At 35.5% G+C, this 14,739-nt stretch carries 18 protein-coding genes; 5 read left to right on the top strand and 13 right to left on the bottom strand.

Annotated features, from left to right (window positions below; genetic code table 11):
* Positions 1-4 precede the first annotated feature (4 nt).
* The 3 genes from HXY53_00230 to HXY53_00220 are packed head-to-tail and all read right to left on the bottom strand — an operon-like array spanning position 5 to position 1,995.
* Complete coding sequence (locus tag HXY53_00230) at positions 5-577, bottom strand: hypothetical protein (GenBank protein ID NWF74994.1); 573 nt, start codon at positions 575-577, stop codon at positions 5-7.
* A 10-nt stretch (positions 578-587) separates the two neighbouring features.
* Entirely contained in the window at positions 588-1,745 is a 1,158-nt protein-coding gene (locus HXY53_00225) for an N-acetylmuramoyl-L-alanine amidase (protein NWF74993.1), read from the bottom strand.
* Between the two features lie 31 nt (positions 1,746-1,776).
* Positions 1,777-1,995 carry a NifU family protein gene (locus tag HXY53_00220; protein NWF74992.1) on the bottom strand — a complete coding sequence of 73 codons (219 nt, stop codon included), beginning with the start codon at positions 1,993-1,995 and terminating at the stop codon, positions 1,777-1,779.
* A gap of 207 nt (positions 1,996-2,202) precedes the next feature.
* Between HXY53_00220 and HXY53_00215 the strand changes: the two genes are divergently transcribed.
* Both HXY53_00215 and HXY53_00210 read left to right on the top strand, forming a co-directional pair.
* Positions 2,203-3,690 (top strand): hypothetical protein, encoded by a 1,488-nt coding sequence (locus HXY53_00215; GenBank protein NWF74991.1) that lies wholly within the window; start codon positions 2,203-2,205, stop codon positions 3,688-3,690.
* An 18-nt stretch (positions 3,691-3,708) separates the two neighbouring features.
* The gene (locus tag HXY53_00210; GenBank protein NWF74990.1) at positions 3,709-4,134 is read left to right on the top strand and encodes an arsenate reductase ArsC; all 426 of its coding nucleotides are present in this window, start codon (positions 3,709-3,711) and stop codon (positions 4,132-4,134) included.
* A gap of 200 nt (positions 4,135-4,334) precedes the next feature.
* Here the strand turns inward: HXY53_00210 and HXY53_00205 are convergent, their stop codons facing one another.
* The 6 genes from HXY53_00205 to HXY53_00180 form a co-directional block, all read right to left on the bottom strand.
* Positions 4,335-5,189, bottom strand: a complete 855-nt coding sequence (locus HXY53_00205; protein NWF74989.1) for a universal stress protein — start codon at positions 5,187-5,189, stop codon at positions 4,335-4,337.
* Positions 5,176-6,270: a sulfite exporter TauE/SafE family protein gene (locus HXY53_00200; protein ID NWF74988.1), complete on the bottom strand. Its 1,095-nt coding sequence runs from the start codon at positions 6,268-6,270 to the stop codon at positions 5,176-5,178. Before HXY53_00200 ends, HXY53_00205 begins: the two co-directional genes overlap by 14 nt.
* A 1-nt stretch (position 6,271) precedes the next feature.
* Positions 6,272-6,523 (bottom strand): hypothetical protein, encoded by a 252-nt coding sequence (locus tag HXY53_00195; protein ID NWF74987.1) that lies wholly within the window; start codon positions 6,521-6,523, stop codon positions 6,272-6,274.
* A gap of 61 nt (positions 6,524-6,584) precedes the next feature.
* A complete protein-coding gene (locus tag HXY53_00190) occupies positions 6,585-7,097 on the bottom strand; it encodes a hypothetical protein (protein ID NWF74986.1) in 513 nt (170 codons plus the stop codon).
* Positions 7,098-7,223: 126 nt separating this feature from the next.
* On the bottom strand, positions 7,224-9,341 hold the full coding sequence (gene lon / locus HXY53_00185; GenBank protein NWF74985.1) for an endopeptidase La: 2,118 nt from the start codon (positions 9,339-9,341) through the stop codon (positions 7,224-7,226).
* Positions 9,342-9,356: 15 nt separating this feature from the next.
* Positions 9,357-9,536, bottom strand: a complete 180-nt coding sequence (locus tag HXY53_00180; protein ID NWF74984.1) for a hypothetical protein — start codon at positions 9,534-9,536, stop codon at positions 9,357-9,359.
* Between the two features lie 285 nt (positions 9,537-9,821).
* On the opposite strand from HXY53_00180, the gene HXY53_00175 reads away from it, so the two are divergent.
* Together HXY53_00175 and HXY53_00170 are read left to right on the top strand one after the other, a co-directional pair.
* Positions 9,822-11,363 carry a HAMP domain-containing histidine kinase gene (locus HXY53_00175; GenBank protein NWF74983.1) on the top strand — a complete coding sequence of 514 codons (1,542 nt, stop codon included), beginning with the start codon at positions 9,822-9,824 and terminating at the stop codon, positions 11,361-11,363.
* Positions 11,363-12,724 (top strand): sigma-54-dependent Fis family transcriptional regulator, encoded by a 1,362-nt coding sequence (locus tag HXY53_00170; protein NWF74982.1) that lies wholly within the window; start codon positions 11,363-11,365, stop codon positions 12,722-12,724. Before HXY53_00175 ends, HXY53_00170 begins: the two co-directional genes overlap by 1 nt.
* Positions 12,725-12,733: 9 nt before the next feature.
* Here HXY53_00170 and HXY53_00165 read toward each other — a convergent pair whose 3' ends face one another.
* A complete protein-coding gene (locus tag HXY53_00165; GenBank protein NWF74981.1) occupies positions 12,734-13,042 on the bottom strand; it encodes a PilZ domain-containing protein in 309 nt (102 codons plus the stop codon).
* Positions 13,043-13,677: 635 nt separating this feature from the next.
* On the opposite strand from HXY53_00165, the gene HXY53_00160 reads away from it, so the two are divergent.
* A complete protein-coding gene (locus HXY53_00160) occupies positions 13,678-13,827 on the top strand; it encodes a hypothetical protein (GenBank protein NWF74980.1) in 150 nt (49 codons plus the stop codon).
* A gap of 120 nt (positions 13,828-13,947) precedes the next feature.
* Here the strand turns inward: HXY53_00160 and HXY53_00155 are convergent, their stop codons facing one another.
* The 3 genes from HXY53_00155 to HXY53_00145 all read right to left on the bottom strand — a co-directional run bounded on the left by HXY53_00155 (position 13,948) and on the right by HXY53_00145 (position 14,733).
* Positions 13,948-14,214: a hypothetical protein gene (locus tag HXY53_00155; protein NWF74979.1), complete on the bottom strand. Its 267-nt coding sequence runs from the start codon at positions 14,212-14,214 to the stop codon at positions 13,948-13,950.
* Positions 14,215-14,278: 64 nt separating this feature from the next.
* On the bottom strand, positions 14,279-14,533 hold the full coding sequence (locus tag HXY53_00150) for a glutaredoxin family protein (GenBank protein NWF74978.1): 255 nt from the start codon (positions 14,531-14,533) through the stop codon (positions 14,279-14,281).
* Between the two features lie 11 nt (positions 14,534-14,544).
* Positions 14,545-14,733: a rubredoxin gene (locus HXY53_00145; GenBank protein ID NWF74977.1), complete on the bottom strand. Its 189-nt coding sequence runs from the start codon at positions 14,731-14,733 to the stop codon at positions 14,545-14,547.
* Positions 14,734-14,739: the final 6 nt, after the last annotated feature.

The following is a 14,739-nucleotide window of genomic DNA, read 5'->3' as shown; positions in this document are numbered from 1 at the left end:
TCTCTCAGGGTTCTGTATGCTTGTTATAAAAAAGGCAATAAAATGTTTGATAAACCTTTGCACGATTCCAGAAGCTCTCTACACGTTCATTTTTTATTTTTTTTCGGTAATTTTCTGCGATTTGATCTTTTATGATTGGTAAATATTTAATTGTGAGTCCCATTGTTAAGAAAAATTTTCGAACAGGCACCCCTATTCGCTCAAGAGGCTTAAATATATTTCCCAGAGCATTAACAAAATCTTCAGGTTGTGTTGTTGAAGTTAATATCTTTGCTCCTGCTATCATAATAAAGATCCTCACTGTCCTGATATAAGCCATCTGTAAACCTTCATCTGTAATAACGAAAGAGCCGATTTTGTATAAAATTCTGCCTTTCTGAAAAAATATGTTGCTTAAAAATGTGAATGAAAGAAAAAGTGTAATTGGAACCCATCCTTTCTTAAGATACTGATAAGGAATTCTGATAAGAAAAAATGACATGACAACAAAAATAACTGTAAAGATTATAAGATTATCATTTAAAAATAAATATACAGTAAGAACAGCATACAGAAAAATCTTTATTTCAAGAGGCAATTAATTACCTTTAAATTTGTTTATTATTTTTCAATCCAGCAACCTTTTGTGTTGCAGGTATTGACGTGAAATAAGTTAAAATACCTTCAGAAATTGATTTAGCAATTTCCATTCTGTATGAATCTTGCGAAAGTAATTTTTCTTCTTCTATATTACTGATAAAGGAAACTTCAACAAGGACAGATGGCATTCTTGCACCAAAAAGCACATAAAACAATGCCTGCTTAACCCCGAGATTATGCCTTTCATCCAGATTTGTTATGAGAGATTTTTGAATATAATGAGCAAGCTTTATCGACTCATCCCTCTTATTCTGCCTCATCAGGTCATCGGTAATTACTTTCACGGTATCCATCTGCTTATACATTGACTTCATTTTTTTCAATGATATGGCATTTTCCCTCGCAGCAACCTTCATTGCTTCTTCATCATCTGTCCAGTTGAGTAAATATGTCTCAATACCTTTCGCCTGTCTGTTTGAGCTGGCATTTGCATGAACGGATACGAACAGATCAGCTCCCTTTTTGTTTGCAAATGCTGTCCTTTCTTCAAGCGACAGATATTTATCGTTTTCTCTGGTAAGATAAACTTCATTTATGGGGTCCTGCATAAGAATTTTTTTGATTCTAAATGCAATATCAAGAACAACATCCTTTTCATAAAGCCCGTTAGGACCAATCGCACCTGGGTCATGACCTCCATGTCCGGGATCAATTACAATTTTTCTTTTTACAGCAAATACACGTTCATCATCCTTTTCATTACCATAAATATCAATAACAAGCCTTACAGGATTATCGAGAACAAAAACATTAAAATCTCTAAATTCCTCCAGATCAAGAACTACTCTTGTGGTATTTTGATTAAACTTTCCTATTCTAACCGTTTTCAAAACTCCGTCTCCAATTTGAAATGTAGTTCTGAGACCCTTTACAATATCAGTATTTGCGAAGTCAAAATAAAGCCTTTCAGGGTCAGAAATCCGATTTTGTGAAAACTCAATATTTCCTGAAAGGTCAATAACTACTCTCGTGTAATCAGAAGATGACCAGTATCGGATATTCTCTATTTTTACATAAGTGGAAGCTTCTGTATAAACAGATACATAACAAGACAATAAAACAAAAAAACAGAATATAAAATAAATTCTTTTGAGGTTTAAAAACAAATTTTGTTCTCCAAACCTCTTTTTCTTTAATTTAAACAGCTTGTACTGAAACAATTTCTGGTATTTCTTTACGTAAATAAGCCTCTACCCAGTTTTTTAATGTATATGTTGACATTGGGCATGAACCACATGCCCCTTTAAGTTTTACATAAACAACTTTGTCTTTTATTTCAACAAGCTCTATATCTCCACCATCTCTTGCTAATCCCACCCTTATCTTTTTGAGAACTTCTTCTACCTTTTCCTTCACTTTCAAACCTCCAGATTTTTATTTAATAATAATAAAATAGAAAAATTTATTCAAGTTTTTATTTATTAAATAATATTAATAAAGCCAAAACTTGAGAATTACAAAAAAAATTTAAATATGTTAAATTAACTATTGTAGAAAAATACTGAGAAAAATTCCCTTTAAGTATTGTAAATCTATCTTTTTATAATAATTCAGGATATACGATTGATAAAAGATATATTCTTAAAAGCTTTTTTATTTTTCTTTATATTACAAATTTTTCTGTTTCAATCGCCTCTTCAAGCATTGGATATTTTTAAACAGGAAGGTGTCTGTTCACAGGATGAAGAAACATCTCAGGAATGTATAGAGGCACATATAACATCAGAAAGCTCATCCCAAAATGTTACTAAACAACCTCTTGAGAAAAAAGATATAGGCAAAATAAAGATACCTAATACAATTCTTACAAATCAAGGGAAAATAGTACTTTATTTTTTCTGGGGAGACGGATGCCCTCATTGCAAAGTTGAAAAAATCTTTCTCAATGAAATGAAAAAAAAATATCCTTCTCTTGAAATAAAAGACTATGAGGTCTGGTATAGTCAGAAAAACGCCTCACTCTTGAAAAAAATGGCTGAGGCGTATTACCTTCAGGCATCAGGGGTCCCAGTCACATTCATTGGTGAAAAGGCATTTGTCGGGTTTTCCGAACAGTCTAAAAAAGAAATTGCTAAAGCTATTGAAAATTGTTTATCAAAACCATGTGTAGAGCCATCTGTCATACTCTCTGGAAAAGAATCTATAAAAAAACATAATAAAGGGGTGGAAAAATCAGACATAGTAAGTGAATCTACAGAATTAGAATGTAAAGAGACCAGCAAAACAGTCTATATCCCATGGCTGGGTAATCTTAATATCACAGAAATGTCACTTCCGGTCATAACTATTGTAATAGCAGGTCTTGACAGTTTTAATCCATGTGCATTCTTCGTGCTTTTTGCACTTCTCGGAATTCTGATACATGCGAAATCCCGTGCAAAAATGTTTTTAATAGGATGCATATTCGTCTTTTTTTCCGGATTTACATACTTTCTCTTTATGGCAGCCTGGCTGAACCTTTTTCTTGTCATGGGACAAGTAGGTATTATCACAAAAATAGCAGGAATTACAGCAATTTTAATAGCAATAGTCAATATAAAAGACTTCTTCTTATTTAAAAAAGGCATATCTTTAACCATACCTGATACTGCAAAACCAAAACTTTTTGATCGTATGAGAAAATTACTGAAGTCATCCTCTCTTGTTTCAATACTAATAGGAGCTTCCATTCTTGCCATTGCAGCAAATTCATATGAATTACTTTGTACTGCGGGATTCCCCATGGTTTTTACAAGAATACTTACATTAAATCAATTGTCAATTCCCTTGTATTATGCTTATCTTGTTCTTTATAACTCCATCTATATTGTTCCTTTATTAAGCATCGTTATTATATTAACACTCACTCTCGGTAGGAAAAATTTAAGTGAATGGCAAGGAAGAATTTTAAAACTTGTATCCGGCACCATGATGTTAGGTCTGGGGGGAATATTATTAATAAATCCTTCAATTTTAAATAGCATGACTGCTTCAATTATGTTGCTTTTCGGGACCCTAATTGTTTCAGTTATAATTGTTTTTTTAACAAAAAGACTAAAATATTTTAAATAATCATTACTTGTTACACTTATGAAAAAAGTAATGTTTCTCTGTACAGCAAATTCTTGCAGGAGTCAGATGGCAGAAGGCTTTGCAAAGGAATTCGGCAAAGGTTCTATTGATGTTTATAGTGCTGGCCTGATATCAGCAGGCGTTCACAAAAGGGCAGTGGCAGTTATGAATGAAATTGACATTGATATATCAAAACAAAAATCAAAGTCAATTGATGTTTCACTTCTAAATCAGATGGATATTATTGTGACACTCTGCGTTCATGCAGAAGAATATTGCCCTTCAACTCCTCCTAATATTAAAAGAATTCATTGGCCTATCAAAGACCCTGTTGGGACATTAGGGACTGAAGAATATATAATGCACGAATTTAGACGTGCACGCGATGAAATAAAAGATAGGGTAAAAAAATTAATTGAAGACATTGCTAATTCAAAATTATGAGAAATAAACGTATCTAAGACATTGCTTATCCTCCTCTATATTTTTTTTTGATAGCTAAAATACTTTATCCAAAAAAGATAGCGATGCCTACTACTTATATCGATTTTTTATCAACTTTTTGGAAGAAGAACCAAAAAATTTTTCAAAATAAAAAGCCCCTGATAGATTTTCAGGGGCTTAAAGGTTTCATAATTAAAACTCTACGGTTTAACCACAAGCACAGGGCATGGTGAATATCCTATAACCTTTGCAGTAACACTTCCCATGAGAAGTCTTTTAAGACCTGTTCTTCCATGACTTCCCATTAAGATAATATCAGCCTTTTTCTCCTTTGCAAGGTCTGTTATTACCCTGTAAGCCTCACCTTCTCTCACATATGTTGTGGTCTTAATATTAGACTCCTCAGCCCTCTTTCTCACGTCTTCTACAAATCCCTTTGCTTTCTTAACCAGTTCCTCAAGCATTCCAGGGGCACGCGTTATGAACTCTTCGGTTACATCAACTACTGAAAGGACCATTAAATCTCCGCCATAAGACTTTGCAAAGTTTATTGCACTTTCTGTTGCGGCTTCACTATATTTCGAACCATCGGTGTTGAGAAATATAGTTTTCCATCCTATAGCAGAACCCCCTGGAACAACAAGGACATCTCTCTGGCTGTGTCCGATAACCCTTGCTGTTACACTTCCCATGAAGGCCCTTTCTATTTTTGACAGACCTTTTCTCCCAAGTACTATCAAATCGCAATTCTCTGCGTCTGCAAGGTCAACAATCCTTTCGTATATCTCTCCTTCTTCACAAACTGTTTTTATTAAAACCCTTTCAGATTTTGCTATATTTTGCGCTTCAGAAAGTGCCTTTTCACATGGCTCAGCCATAGCCTTTCTCATATCCCCGATAAATGTAGCTGAAAGGTCTCCTGTGTATGACGGGATTACTGAAACAACAGTAATCCAGCACTTTTCACTATTTGCCAGCTTTATCGCCTGTCTAAGTGCATTCTTACTCGATTCAGAGCCATCTATTGCAACAAGAATCTTTCTATATTTTCCCATGTTCTAAAACCTCTTTTGTAGAGTGTTGTAACTTCTCTTCCTTTATGCCCTTCCATAATGCAGTCAAAACAACAATAGCCCCTGTAAGTAAAGCTATAATCATTATAGCAAAACTTGTGGTCTTCAACAATTTAGTTGTAGTCTCACTCAATGCCTGAATTATTCCAAGTTGCGATAGATATACAGGAACCATCAAACCACGGCTGAAAAGTACTATAACCATTATAAGCCCCATTACGAGCTTTATCATAAATGGTTTTACATATGTTGTTCCAATTGCGCCTAATTGAATCCCAAAGAGAGAGCCTGCAAGGATAATCATCGAAAGACGGATATCAACAAACCCGTGCAATGCATACTTAAATGAACCTCCCATACCCATAACAAATGCTATCACTAACTCTGTCGCAGATGCCATCAAACTTGGTGCTCCGAGGACGTAAATCATTGCCGGTACGCCTATAAAGCCTCCTACTGCTATAGTTGCAGCGAGCATACCAGTTGCAAAACCTAAAGGTATAGTTAACAGAACTGATACCTTTGCCTTGAGGCTTTTAAAATAGACCATTGTTCCAGGGATATGGAGAGACTGCACCCAGCGAGCAATCTTAGTTACCTTCTCTTCTTCCTGGCTGTTTCCTGCCTTCTGGGTTTTGAAAGCATCACGTAATACATAACCTCCAACTATTGCCAGGACAACAACAAATGCTACGCTTACATAGAGGTTTGAGCCTGCATCTCCCCATGCCCTCTTTATACTTTCCTGTATATGCGCTCCATAAAGAACCCCTGCCTCTGCTGATGCACCCATGATCAATCCAAGCTTAACATCTACCTGACCATATTTAGCCCGTTTTAAAGCACCAACAAGTGCCTTTGGAAATTTATGGCACATGTTGCTTGCAACTGCAACAAGACCAGGGACCCCGAGGCTCATCATCCCCGGTGTGAGAACAAAGGCGCCTCCAGAACCGATAAAACCGCTCACAAGACCTCCGACAAACCCAACAAAGAACAGATACAGCATGTTCATCGATGTTAGGTCAATAAAATTACTGACCTGACTTACAACATCATGCATCTTATTTCACCTCCTTCTTCTTTTTTGCCTCTACTCCAATTACTGTCCAAAAACAACTCGTAAAATTTCCGTGAAAAAAAGAGAATATGAATGCCGTTGCTATAGGTAGCAGAGCATAGAATCCTCCTCGCACAAAATAATTATTAATCATGTCCTGCTTCAGTAGCAAAAATGCATACAATACTACTGTAATAACTCCTGTTAAGAGCATCGTTCCAACAGGTTTCTTTTTCTTAACACTTTCCTTTGCCATTATTACCTCCTTCTCATTTTATTATTTTTTTCCTCTAATTTATTTGAACAGACTTTTATTTTTAGGGGACATCTACAACTACTAACGGGCACTTAATCTTTTCCACTATCTTAGAGAGCCCCTCCTCTCTATCCCAGCGTTCAACAGCAGGAGACTCCACAACAACGAAATCAATATTACTCTCACAGTCTGTGTATTTCTTAATCTCTTCTCTTAATAGACCAATCTTTTGGATCACTTGATAATTTATTCCCTCTTTTTGAAGTTCTAAAAAAAAATCATTCAGCATTGGATTTTCACCTGCATCAGTTGTTGAAAGATATAAGATATCCATGTCAGCTCGAATTCTCTTGCAGGTATTCAAAGCATATTTGAGGACTTTCTTCTCAACCTCTCCTTCTCGCATTGCAAGTAGAACCCTTCTTTCACCTCTCAGTATTTCCCTTGCAGTTTCAAACTCACCTGCCTCTGCAAAAGTAGAGGCAGTCATCATATCTTCTAACTTTTTTATCAATTTTTCTAAATTATCCTTTTTCATAACTTCTTTAATCTTTTCACTTTCCGTCAGATCCATCAAGTTGTTTGATTTAACAATCTTTGTGCCAATTAATAACTACTTAATTTTTATTAGTTTCTTATTAATTAAGGGATAATCTCCATATTTAATTTTGCAACATTCCTTATCTAATCCAGCTATTTTTCAAATTCTTTCAGGCTTTTCTATACTGCTACATGGAAAGGCATTGATGTTACAAATTGCAACTTCTTTTGAATTATAAGATTTTGCCACTGTCTTTTCCTGCACATCTAACAATGATTTATCCATGAGCACAATGGAGACTATTTCCTCAATTCTATCTACAAGTCTAATATCCAAACCTCTTTTTACATCTTCAGGAAGACTTTCTATATCTACCTTATTCTTAACAGGGAGGATTACTGTCTTTACTCCTGCTCTGCGAGCAGCCAGCAACTTCTCTTTGATGCCTCCAACAGGAAGAATCCTTCCACTCAATGTTATCTCCCCTGATATAGCTACATCTCTTTTTGCAGGTGTTCCAGTCAAAAGTGAAATAAGGGCGAGTGCAATCGTAGTACCTGAAGAAGGACCATCTTTTGGTATAGCCCCAGCAGGAACATGAATGTGTATATCGTGATTTTCAAAGAAATTCTCAGGAATTTTAAACAGTGATGAATTACTTCTTATATAACTTAAGGCTGCATGTGCTGACTCACACATCACATTCCCAAGTGAACCAGTAAGGATTAGTTGTTTATTTCCTTTCATCTTTGCTGCCTCTACAAAGATGATCTCCCCTCCTGTTTCTGTCCATACAAGACCTGTTGTAACACCAATCCTATTTTTCTCATCAGCAATTTCGCGATAATATTTTCTCGTTCCAAGATACCTCTCAACCTCCTGAGGTGTTACTTTGACATTCTGAATAGTCTTTTTATGCAGGACATATTCTGTGGCTATCTTTCTGCAAATGTTTGCAATCTGTCTTTCAAGATTTCTGATACCTGCCTCACGAGTATATTCTTGAATTATCTTTAATATAGCGTCAGGGGTAAATTCGGGTGGATAATCTGATAATCCCTGTTCACGAATCTGTTTTGGAACAAGATACTGCAAACCTATTTTTATCTTTTCATCCTCTGTATAACCCGAGAGTTCTATTATCTCCATCCGGTCTCTGAGTGCTTCATGAATATTATCAGCGATATTAGCGGTTACAATAAACATAACGCTTGAAATGTCAAATGGTACATCAAGATAGTGGTCAAGAAAATTCTGATTCTGTTCTGGGTCAAGAACTTCAAGCAATGCAGATGCAGAATCACCCTTGAAATCCTGTCCTATCTTATCAATCTCATCGAGCATAAAAACAGGATTGGAAGATTCTGCACGTCGAATCTCCTCAATAATACGACCCGGCATTGCACCAGCATATGTTCTCCTATGCCCTCTAATCTCAGCTTCATCCTTCATCCCTGCAAGAGAAATTCTTGCAAACTTTCTTCCCAGCGCTTCAGCGATAGATTTTCCAAGAGATGTCTTTCCTGTTCCTGGTGGACCTGCAAAACAGAGAACAGAACCTTTCGTAGAAATAGTAGATATCTTTTTCTCAATTGCATTCTTAACAACAGAGCGAACGGTATCAACTTTAAAAGGCTTCTCAACATAATGAAATGCACCTTTCTTCATGGTTTCAACAGCCGAATCTATTGACGCATAACCTGTAATCATAATGACCTTAGTTTCGGGGCAAATGTTTTTAGCCCTTTCGAGAACCTCAATCCCATTCACCTTCTCCATTCTGATATCAGTAAGAATCACGTCAAAATTTGATGCGCTCATCTTTCGAATAGCATCTGCACCATTTTCTGCTGTAACGACTGTGTAATTCTCTTTCTTCAATATATGTTCTAAGTTCTTCCTTGCAACCTCTTCGTCATCTACTATCAGTATTCTTGGTTTTTTGTTCGCTATCAAAATCTTGACTGACAGGTGTTCTAATATCCTCTCTTTGACCTTCTCAAGTCCATAGTGCTTCTCATTCAAAATCCTCTCTGCCCTCTCAAGATCAAGGTTATCCTCAGTCTTCTTATCCCATGGTAAGCTAACAAGATATTCAATATAGGCAAGTCCTATCGCATATTCCGCTACGGTAGGACTTGTTTTTGATAGTACTTCAAGCTCCTTTTTTGCGACTTGCTGCACATATAGGGGCATCTTTGATGAGGCAATCATTTGCCCTATCTCCTCTATCGTTGCAGCCTGTAGCTTTTCTACTGATTTCTTAAAGATATTCATTGTGTTCAGTTAGTTTTACCTTTTTATTCCTGGTGCTCTTAGCTCTTTCCTTGGTCTTAGTGTTGGGGCTATTATTTCTCTTTTCTGTTCTCTTTCTTCTTCTCGTAATATCTCTCTTGCAGTATCATATTCACCAGCCTCTGCAAAGGCTATTGCTGAAAATAGCTTTTCTAATTTTTTTGCGAGCTTTTTCATCGTATTAACACCTCCTTTTTATATTTATTTAGAGCATATTTCATGCCAGAAACCGATATCTTTATAAAACCCTGTTTTTTCAATATTTTTAGAAAACATAAAGTACGTAGTGGGAACTTTAAATTGATGCATAATTCAACGTATAATTAAATCCTTAATTATCTAAAATTATGTGGTGTAAACAAAAACTGATTGAGGTAAAGATTACCGACTGTTTGTTGTTTTATGTTGCAAAGAAATGAGCAAATATTGCTTTTTGCAATAATATTTTTTAAAATTAAATGTATGTTTAAGTTTCCATCAAGTATAAGACAAAAGATTATGGTCGGTTATTATGGCGGGATAGTAGTACTCATCTTGATTACTGCCTTTACTCTATCAGAACTCTGTTATATGGAGAGAAAGGTTCAATTCGGGGAGGTCATCTCTGAATTATTTGATAGCACTCTCGAGATGAGGCGGTTCGAAAAGAATTTCTTTTTATACAATAGATATGAGGATTATCAGGAAAATATTAATTATGTTAGCAAGGTTCAGGGAATACTCGATCGAAATATCAGGGAATATAAAAGGCTTTCTATTGCACCACAGCTTGATTTTATAAAAAAGGCTTTAAGTGAATATAAAACATTGATGACTGAATTCGCTGCAACGAATGAAAATAATCTCGATAAACGCATGGTTCTCGAAAAGTCAATAAGACAAAAAGGCAAGGAGATAGTGTCAGTTTCTGAAGATGTCTCAAAGACTGAAAGAAAGAGATTTCAAGAATTACTCATAAAAACTCAGAGGACACTTGTATTCTTGATTATTTCCTTATCACTTGTAGGAATTATAATAGGTCATATTCTATCAAGCATGGTTGGAAAACCTCTTCGATCCTTAGAAGAACAGATGAAATTAGTAGAAGAAGGAAAACTAAGAACTGTATCGATTAATTCAAAGGACCGTGAGATAGTTTCTTTAATAGATGCATTCAATAAAATGTTAAATGAACTTGAACTAAGACAGAAACGCCTAATACAGAGGGAAAAACTTGCTTCACTTGGAACTCTACTTTCTGGGGTCGCACATGAATTGAATAATCCATTATCAAATATATCATCATCCTGCCAGATACTCAATGAAGAGCTTGAAGAAGCTGATATAGAGTATAAGAGAGAACTGCTTTCACAGATTTCTACACAAACTGATAGGGCACGTGATATTGTGCGATCTTTATTGGAATTCTCAAGACATAAGGAATTCAAAAAAGAGAGTCTTCATCTTAAAAAACTTTTTGAAGAGACGATTTTCTTTATCAAGGGTGAAATACCAGCAGGGATAGAAATCAATGTTGATATAGCAGATGATATGTCAATTTATGCTGATAAACAGAGGATTCAGCAGGCATTTTTAAATCTATTAAAAAATGCTGTTGAATCCATAACTGATGAGGGAAAAATATTTATTATGGCGAAGAAACATATTGAAAAAGAAGAAGTAGAAGTAGATGTAGATGGGGAAAATGTCTGTAAATATCAAAAATACCGTTACGTATGTACGGGTGAATGTCCTATTGGCAAGGACACAATAGACATCGAAATAAAAGATACAGGTGAAGGAATACCCCCTGAGATTCTACCGAAAATATTCGAACCTTTCTTTACAACAAAAGATTCTGAAAAGGATTCTGTATCAAGGATTGACATCCGGAAAGGTTCTGGACTGGGACTCTATGTTGTTGAGGAGATTATTGAAGAAAATAATGGCTGTATCGGAGTCTATAGCGAAGTTGGTAAAGGAACATCGTTCTTGATAAGATTACCAATGAAAAAGGAGAAATAATGCAGGGAACAGCAAAGATATTAATTGTCGATGACGAAAAGGTAGCACTTAAAAACCTCGAACATGTTATGAGAAAAGAGGGCTATGAAGTGACAGGGACAGAAAACGGACCTACAGCACTCAGACTCATTGAAGAACAACAATTTGATGTTGTACTTACAGATTTAAAGATGGAAAAGGTAGATGGAATGCAGATACTTAAAAAATGCCGTGAGCTCTACCCTGATACAGAGGTAATAATAATAACAGGTTATGCAACCCTTGAGTCTGCTGTTGAAACAATGAAACATGGTGCATTTTATTATGTCGCAAAACCTTTTAAACTTGATGAGGTGAGAAAGGTTGTTAAAGAGGCTTTAGAAAAGGTAAGATTAAAGAAGGAGAATATTGAACTCAGGGAACAGATAGAAAAATATGAGGGAAAGGTCAAGATTATCACTCAGGATGCAAAGATACAGAAGCTACTTGAGACTGCAAGGCAGATAGCTCCAACTGAGTGTAATGTCCTTATAAGTGGTGAGAGCGGAACAGGTAAGGAAATTCTTGCAAAATTTATACATTTTAATAGTGAACGTGCTGGGGGACCATTCTTTGCTATAAATTGTGGTGCCTTCACAGAAGAGCTTTTATCAAGTGAACTCTTCGGACATGAAAAAGGTGCATTTACTGGTGCAATATCAATGAAAAAGGGTTTAATAGAGACTGCATCTAAAGGAACCCTCTTTCTTGATGAGATAACAGAAATGCCTTCCTCCATGCAGGTAAAGCTTTTAAGGGTTATTCAAGAAAAGGAGGTCCTAAGAGTAGGAGGTACAGAGTCAATAAAGGTTGATGTAAGATTCATTGCTGCAACTAATAGAGATATACTGGATGCAGTAAAAAGTGGTCGTTTCAGACAGGACCTTTATTTCAGATTAAATGTGGTATCATTACACATACCACCCCTCGCTGAAAGAAAGGATGATATACCTCTCTTAGGTTATTATTTTTTGAAAAAATATGCATTACTCATGAAAAAAGACATAAAAGAGATATCTCCTGAAGTAATAGCTATTTTAGTAAACTATGACTTTCCGGGAAATGTAAGGGAGCTTGAGAATATCATTGAAAGAGGTGTAGCACTTGCAAGTGGAGATACGATCGAGGTTGCTCATCTTCCTGAAGACCTCAGGCAATTAAGCATAAGAACCTTCAGGAAAAAAGAGGGAAAATTTCCAACCCTTGAGGAGCAGGAGAAGTCCTATATTAATTGGGTCTTAAAAGAGGCAGGAGGCAATAAAACACTCGCTGCACAAATACTGCACATTGACAGGGTTTCTTTGTGGAGAAAGCTAAAGAAATATGGACTTGAAGGAGATTAAATAAAAAGGTCAATCCACAAACTCTAATCCCACCCGATATGTTTTATCTTCAATTTCTTCTGCCCACCGAACTACAGAAGCCTTTGCTGTAATGTTGTTTATTATATTCCCATCTTCAAAGAGTAAAAAACTACCCACCTCAAGTGGATATTGTGTTATCAGACCAATTCCTTTTGCACTTATATCAACAGATACACCTATTCCCTGAACTTTCTTCAGTCTATTCTCATCAAAGACATTTAGATAATACCTAACGAAAACAACATAGTACTGTCTCTTATATCTTCTCCTGAATTCGATAGCCATTTTAACAGTCAATAGCTATTATAAAAATTTATTCTTCTTCTATAACTACTTTACCACTCAGTCTATAAATTAGTTTTAGTCAACCATCAGATATACTAAATATTAGCATATGATTTATTAAAAGTAAACTGATAATTAACAACAATTAATGGTAAAGCATCACAAACAAAAATATTATCATGCAGGTTATGTATCACCCATGTGATATTGTATTCACTCCTTGTTTTTCTTATATAAAGTTAGTAATGTCCGCTAAAAATTAGCATAAGGCTTGAGCTCACTATCAAAGGTGATAGAATATCACCTACAAAATCAATAAAAACAGGAGGTTCAAGCTATGTCCCATCATAACATAATTTATAATCAACTTCTACATCTCATACCGAGACATCAATTTCCTCAAAGGTACAATAAATTCCATAGGGCCCTGAAAATTCCATAGGCAAAAAACAGCAAAAAACTAAATAATTCCCTTCTTGAAAACAATCAAGGAGGGTCTATGTTAGTGGTGGCTATGTACACAACGATAAAGACATTAAGAGAACTTGGCAAAAGCAAGAGCGAGATTGCACGATTGACAGGGACATGATTGGAAGACAGTAAGTAAGGTCATCAAAAATATTGAAAATGGGAAGGGAGCTCCAGAGATGAAAGAAAGACAAATTCAATACATTGGCAAAGAAGTTGATATAGAAGTAACTGATAAGATGGTAAAGATATTTTACAGGGACAGTTGCGACATTTCTTTTTTTTCCATTAACCAGAAAAATACACGTAGAATAATGCAGATGTTGTGAGAAAATTTATTTTTCGATACCTTGGTGCACCTTTAACTCCTCCCTTGCCAAGGGGGAACTAAGGTGGGTGTATTGAGTTAGAGAAATTTTCGAACAATTTCTGCAGTATTTGGGTTAATCTCAGAGATTATACTTTTTTGCAATAACAGCAGCATCAAGATAGCGCCTTGCATTATATAATGCTCTATAAACTTCATCAACATAATCGTTTAAAAAATCATCATTTAAATTATATTCTTTAATAGTTTTATCTATCTCTTCGAGAACATCCTGAAGACGTTCAGCAGTATAAATTGATTTATCTATTTTTATACCAATGATGGTTTCATTAAGTAGATGTCTTATACCAGCTTTAGCAGCTCTCTTTGCTTTGGATAACCTTTCCATGATTCTCTTTCAGCCTGTGTTTACTATTTTAAATTAATTATGAAGGACTTTGCTTCTAAATTTTTTATTTCAGGCTGAGTGCTGATCTGATTTCTTGTTCATTATACCCCACAATAACACCATCACCAATGATTATTGTCGGAAAGCTACATTGAGGATTATACTTTTTAACATCATCAAGAACTGCATTCTGCTGCTCAAAAGGTAACAAATCTACATCGATAAATTCATATTTTATTTCTAATCTGTCAAGCAATTTCTTGGTAGCCTTGCAGTGGCCACAGGTGCTTAGTGTATAAATTCTGACAGGTTTTTGCATTGTTTTCTTCTTTATCTTACTCCATACTCTTTATATGGTGAACCCTCTTCTACAAACATTGATTTAGGAGCGCCACAGGCAGGACATACCCACTCATCAGGCAATTTCTCAAATGGTGTGCCAGGTTTAATTCCATTGTCAGGATCGCCTTTTTCAGGATCATAAACATAACCACATGCTGAACAAACATATTTTTTCATAAATTT

It is taken from the genome of Nitrospirota bacterium (assembly GCA_013388455.1).
Classification (GTDB): Bacteria; Nitrospirota; Thermodesulfovibrionia; order Thermodesulfovibrionales; family SM23-35; genus JACAFF01.
Note: the sequence above shows the minus strand (reverse complement) of the source record. Positions and strands in the feature narration are given on the sequence as shown.

Excerpts from the sequence above, each read along its gene's own strand:
- HXY53_00210 (NWF74990.1), top strand. The coding sequence starts at position 3,709 with ATGAAAAAAGTAATGTTTCTCTGTACAGCAAATTCTTGCAGGAGTCAG.
- HXY53_00205 (NWF74989.1), bottom strand. The coding sequence starts at position 5,189 with ATGGGAAAATATAGAAAGATTCTTGTTGCAATAGATGGCTCTGAATCG.
- HXY53_00200 (NWF74988.1), bottom strand. The coding sequence starts at position 6,270 with ATGCATGATGTTGTAAGTCAGGTCAGTAATTTTATTGACCTAACATCG.
- HXY53_00195 (NWF74987.1), bottom strand. The coding sequence starts at position 6,523 with ATGGCAAAGGAAAGTGTTAAGAAAAAGAAACCTGTTGGAACGATGCTC.
- HXY53_00190 (NWF74986.1), bottom strand. The coding sequence starts at position 7,097 with ATGGATCTGACGGAAAGTGAAAAGATTAAAGAAGTTATGAAAAAGGAT.
- lon (NWF74985.1), bottom strand. The coding sequence starts at position 9,341 with ATGAATATCTTTAAGAAATCAGTAGAAAAGCTACAGGCTGCAACGATA.
- HXY53_00180 (NWF74984.1), bottom strand. The coding sequence starts at position 9,536 with ATGAAAAAGCTCGCAAAAAAATTAGAAAAGCTATTTTCAGCAATAGCC.
- HXY53_00175 (NWF74983.1), top strand. The coding sequence starts at position 9,822 with ATGTTTAAGTTTCCATCAAGTATAAGACAAAAGATTATGGTCGGTTAT.
- HXY53_00170 (NWF74982.1), top strand. The coding sequence starts at position 11,363 with ATGCAGGGAACAGCAAAGATATTAATTGTCGATGACGAAAAGGTAGCA.
- HXY53_00160 (NWF74980.1), top strand. The coding sequence starts at position 13,678 with ATGAAAGAAAGACAAATTCAATACATTGGCAAAGAAGTTGATATAGAA.
- HXY53_00155 (NWF74979.1), bottom strand. The coding sequence starts at position 14,214 with ATGGAAAGGTTATCCAAAGCAAAGAGAGCTGCTAAAGCTGGTATAAGA.
- HXY53_00150 (NWF74978.1), bottom strand. The coding sequence starts at position 14,533 with ATGCAAAAACCTGTCAGAATTTATACACTAAGCACCTGTGGCCACTGC.
- HXY53_00145 (NWF74977.1), bottom strand. The coding sequence starts at position 14,733 with ATGAAAAAATATGTTTGTTCAGCATGTGGTTATGTTTATGATCCTGAA.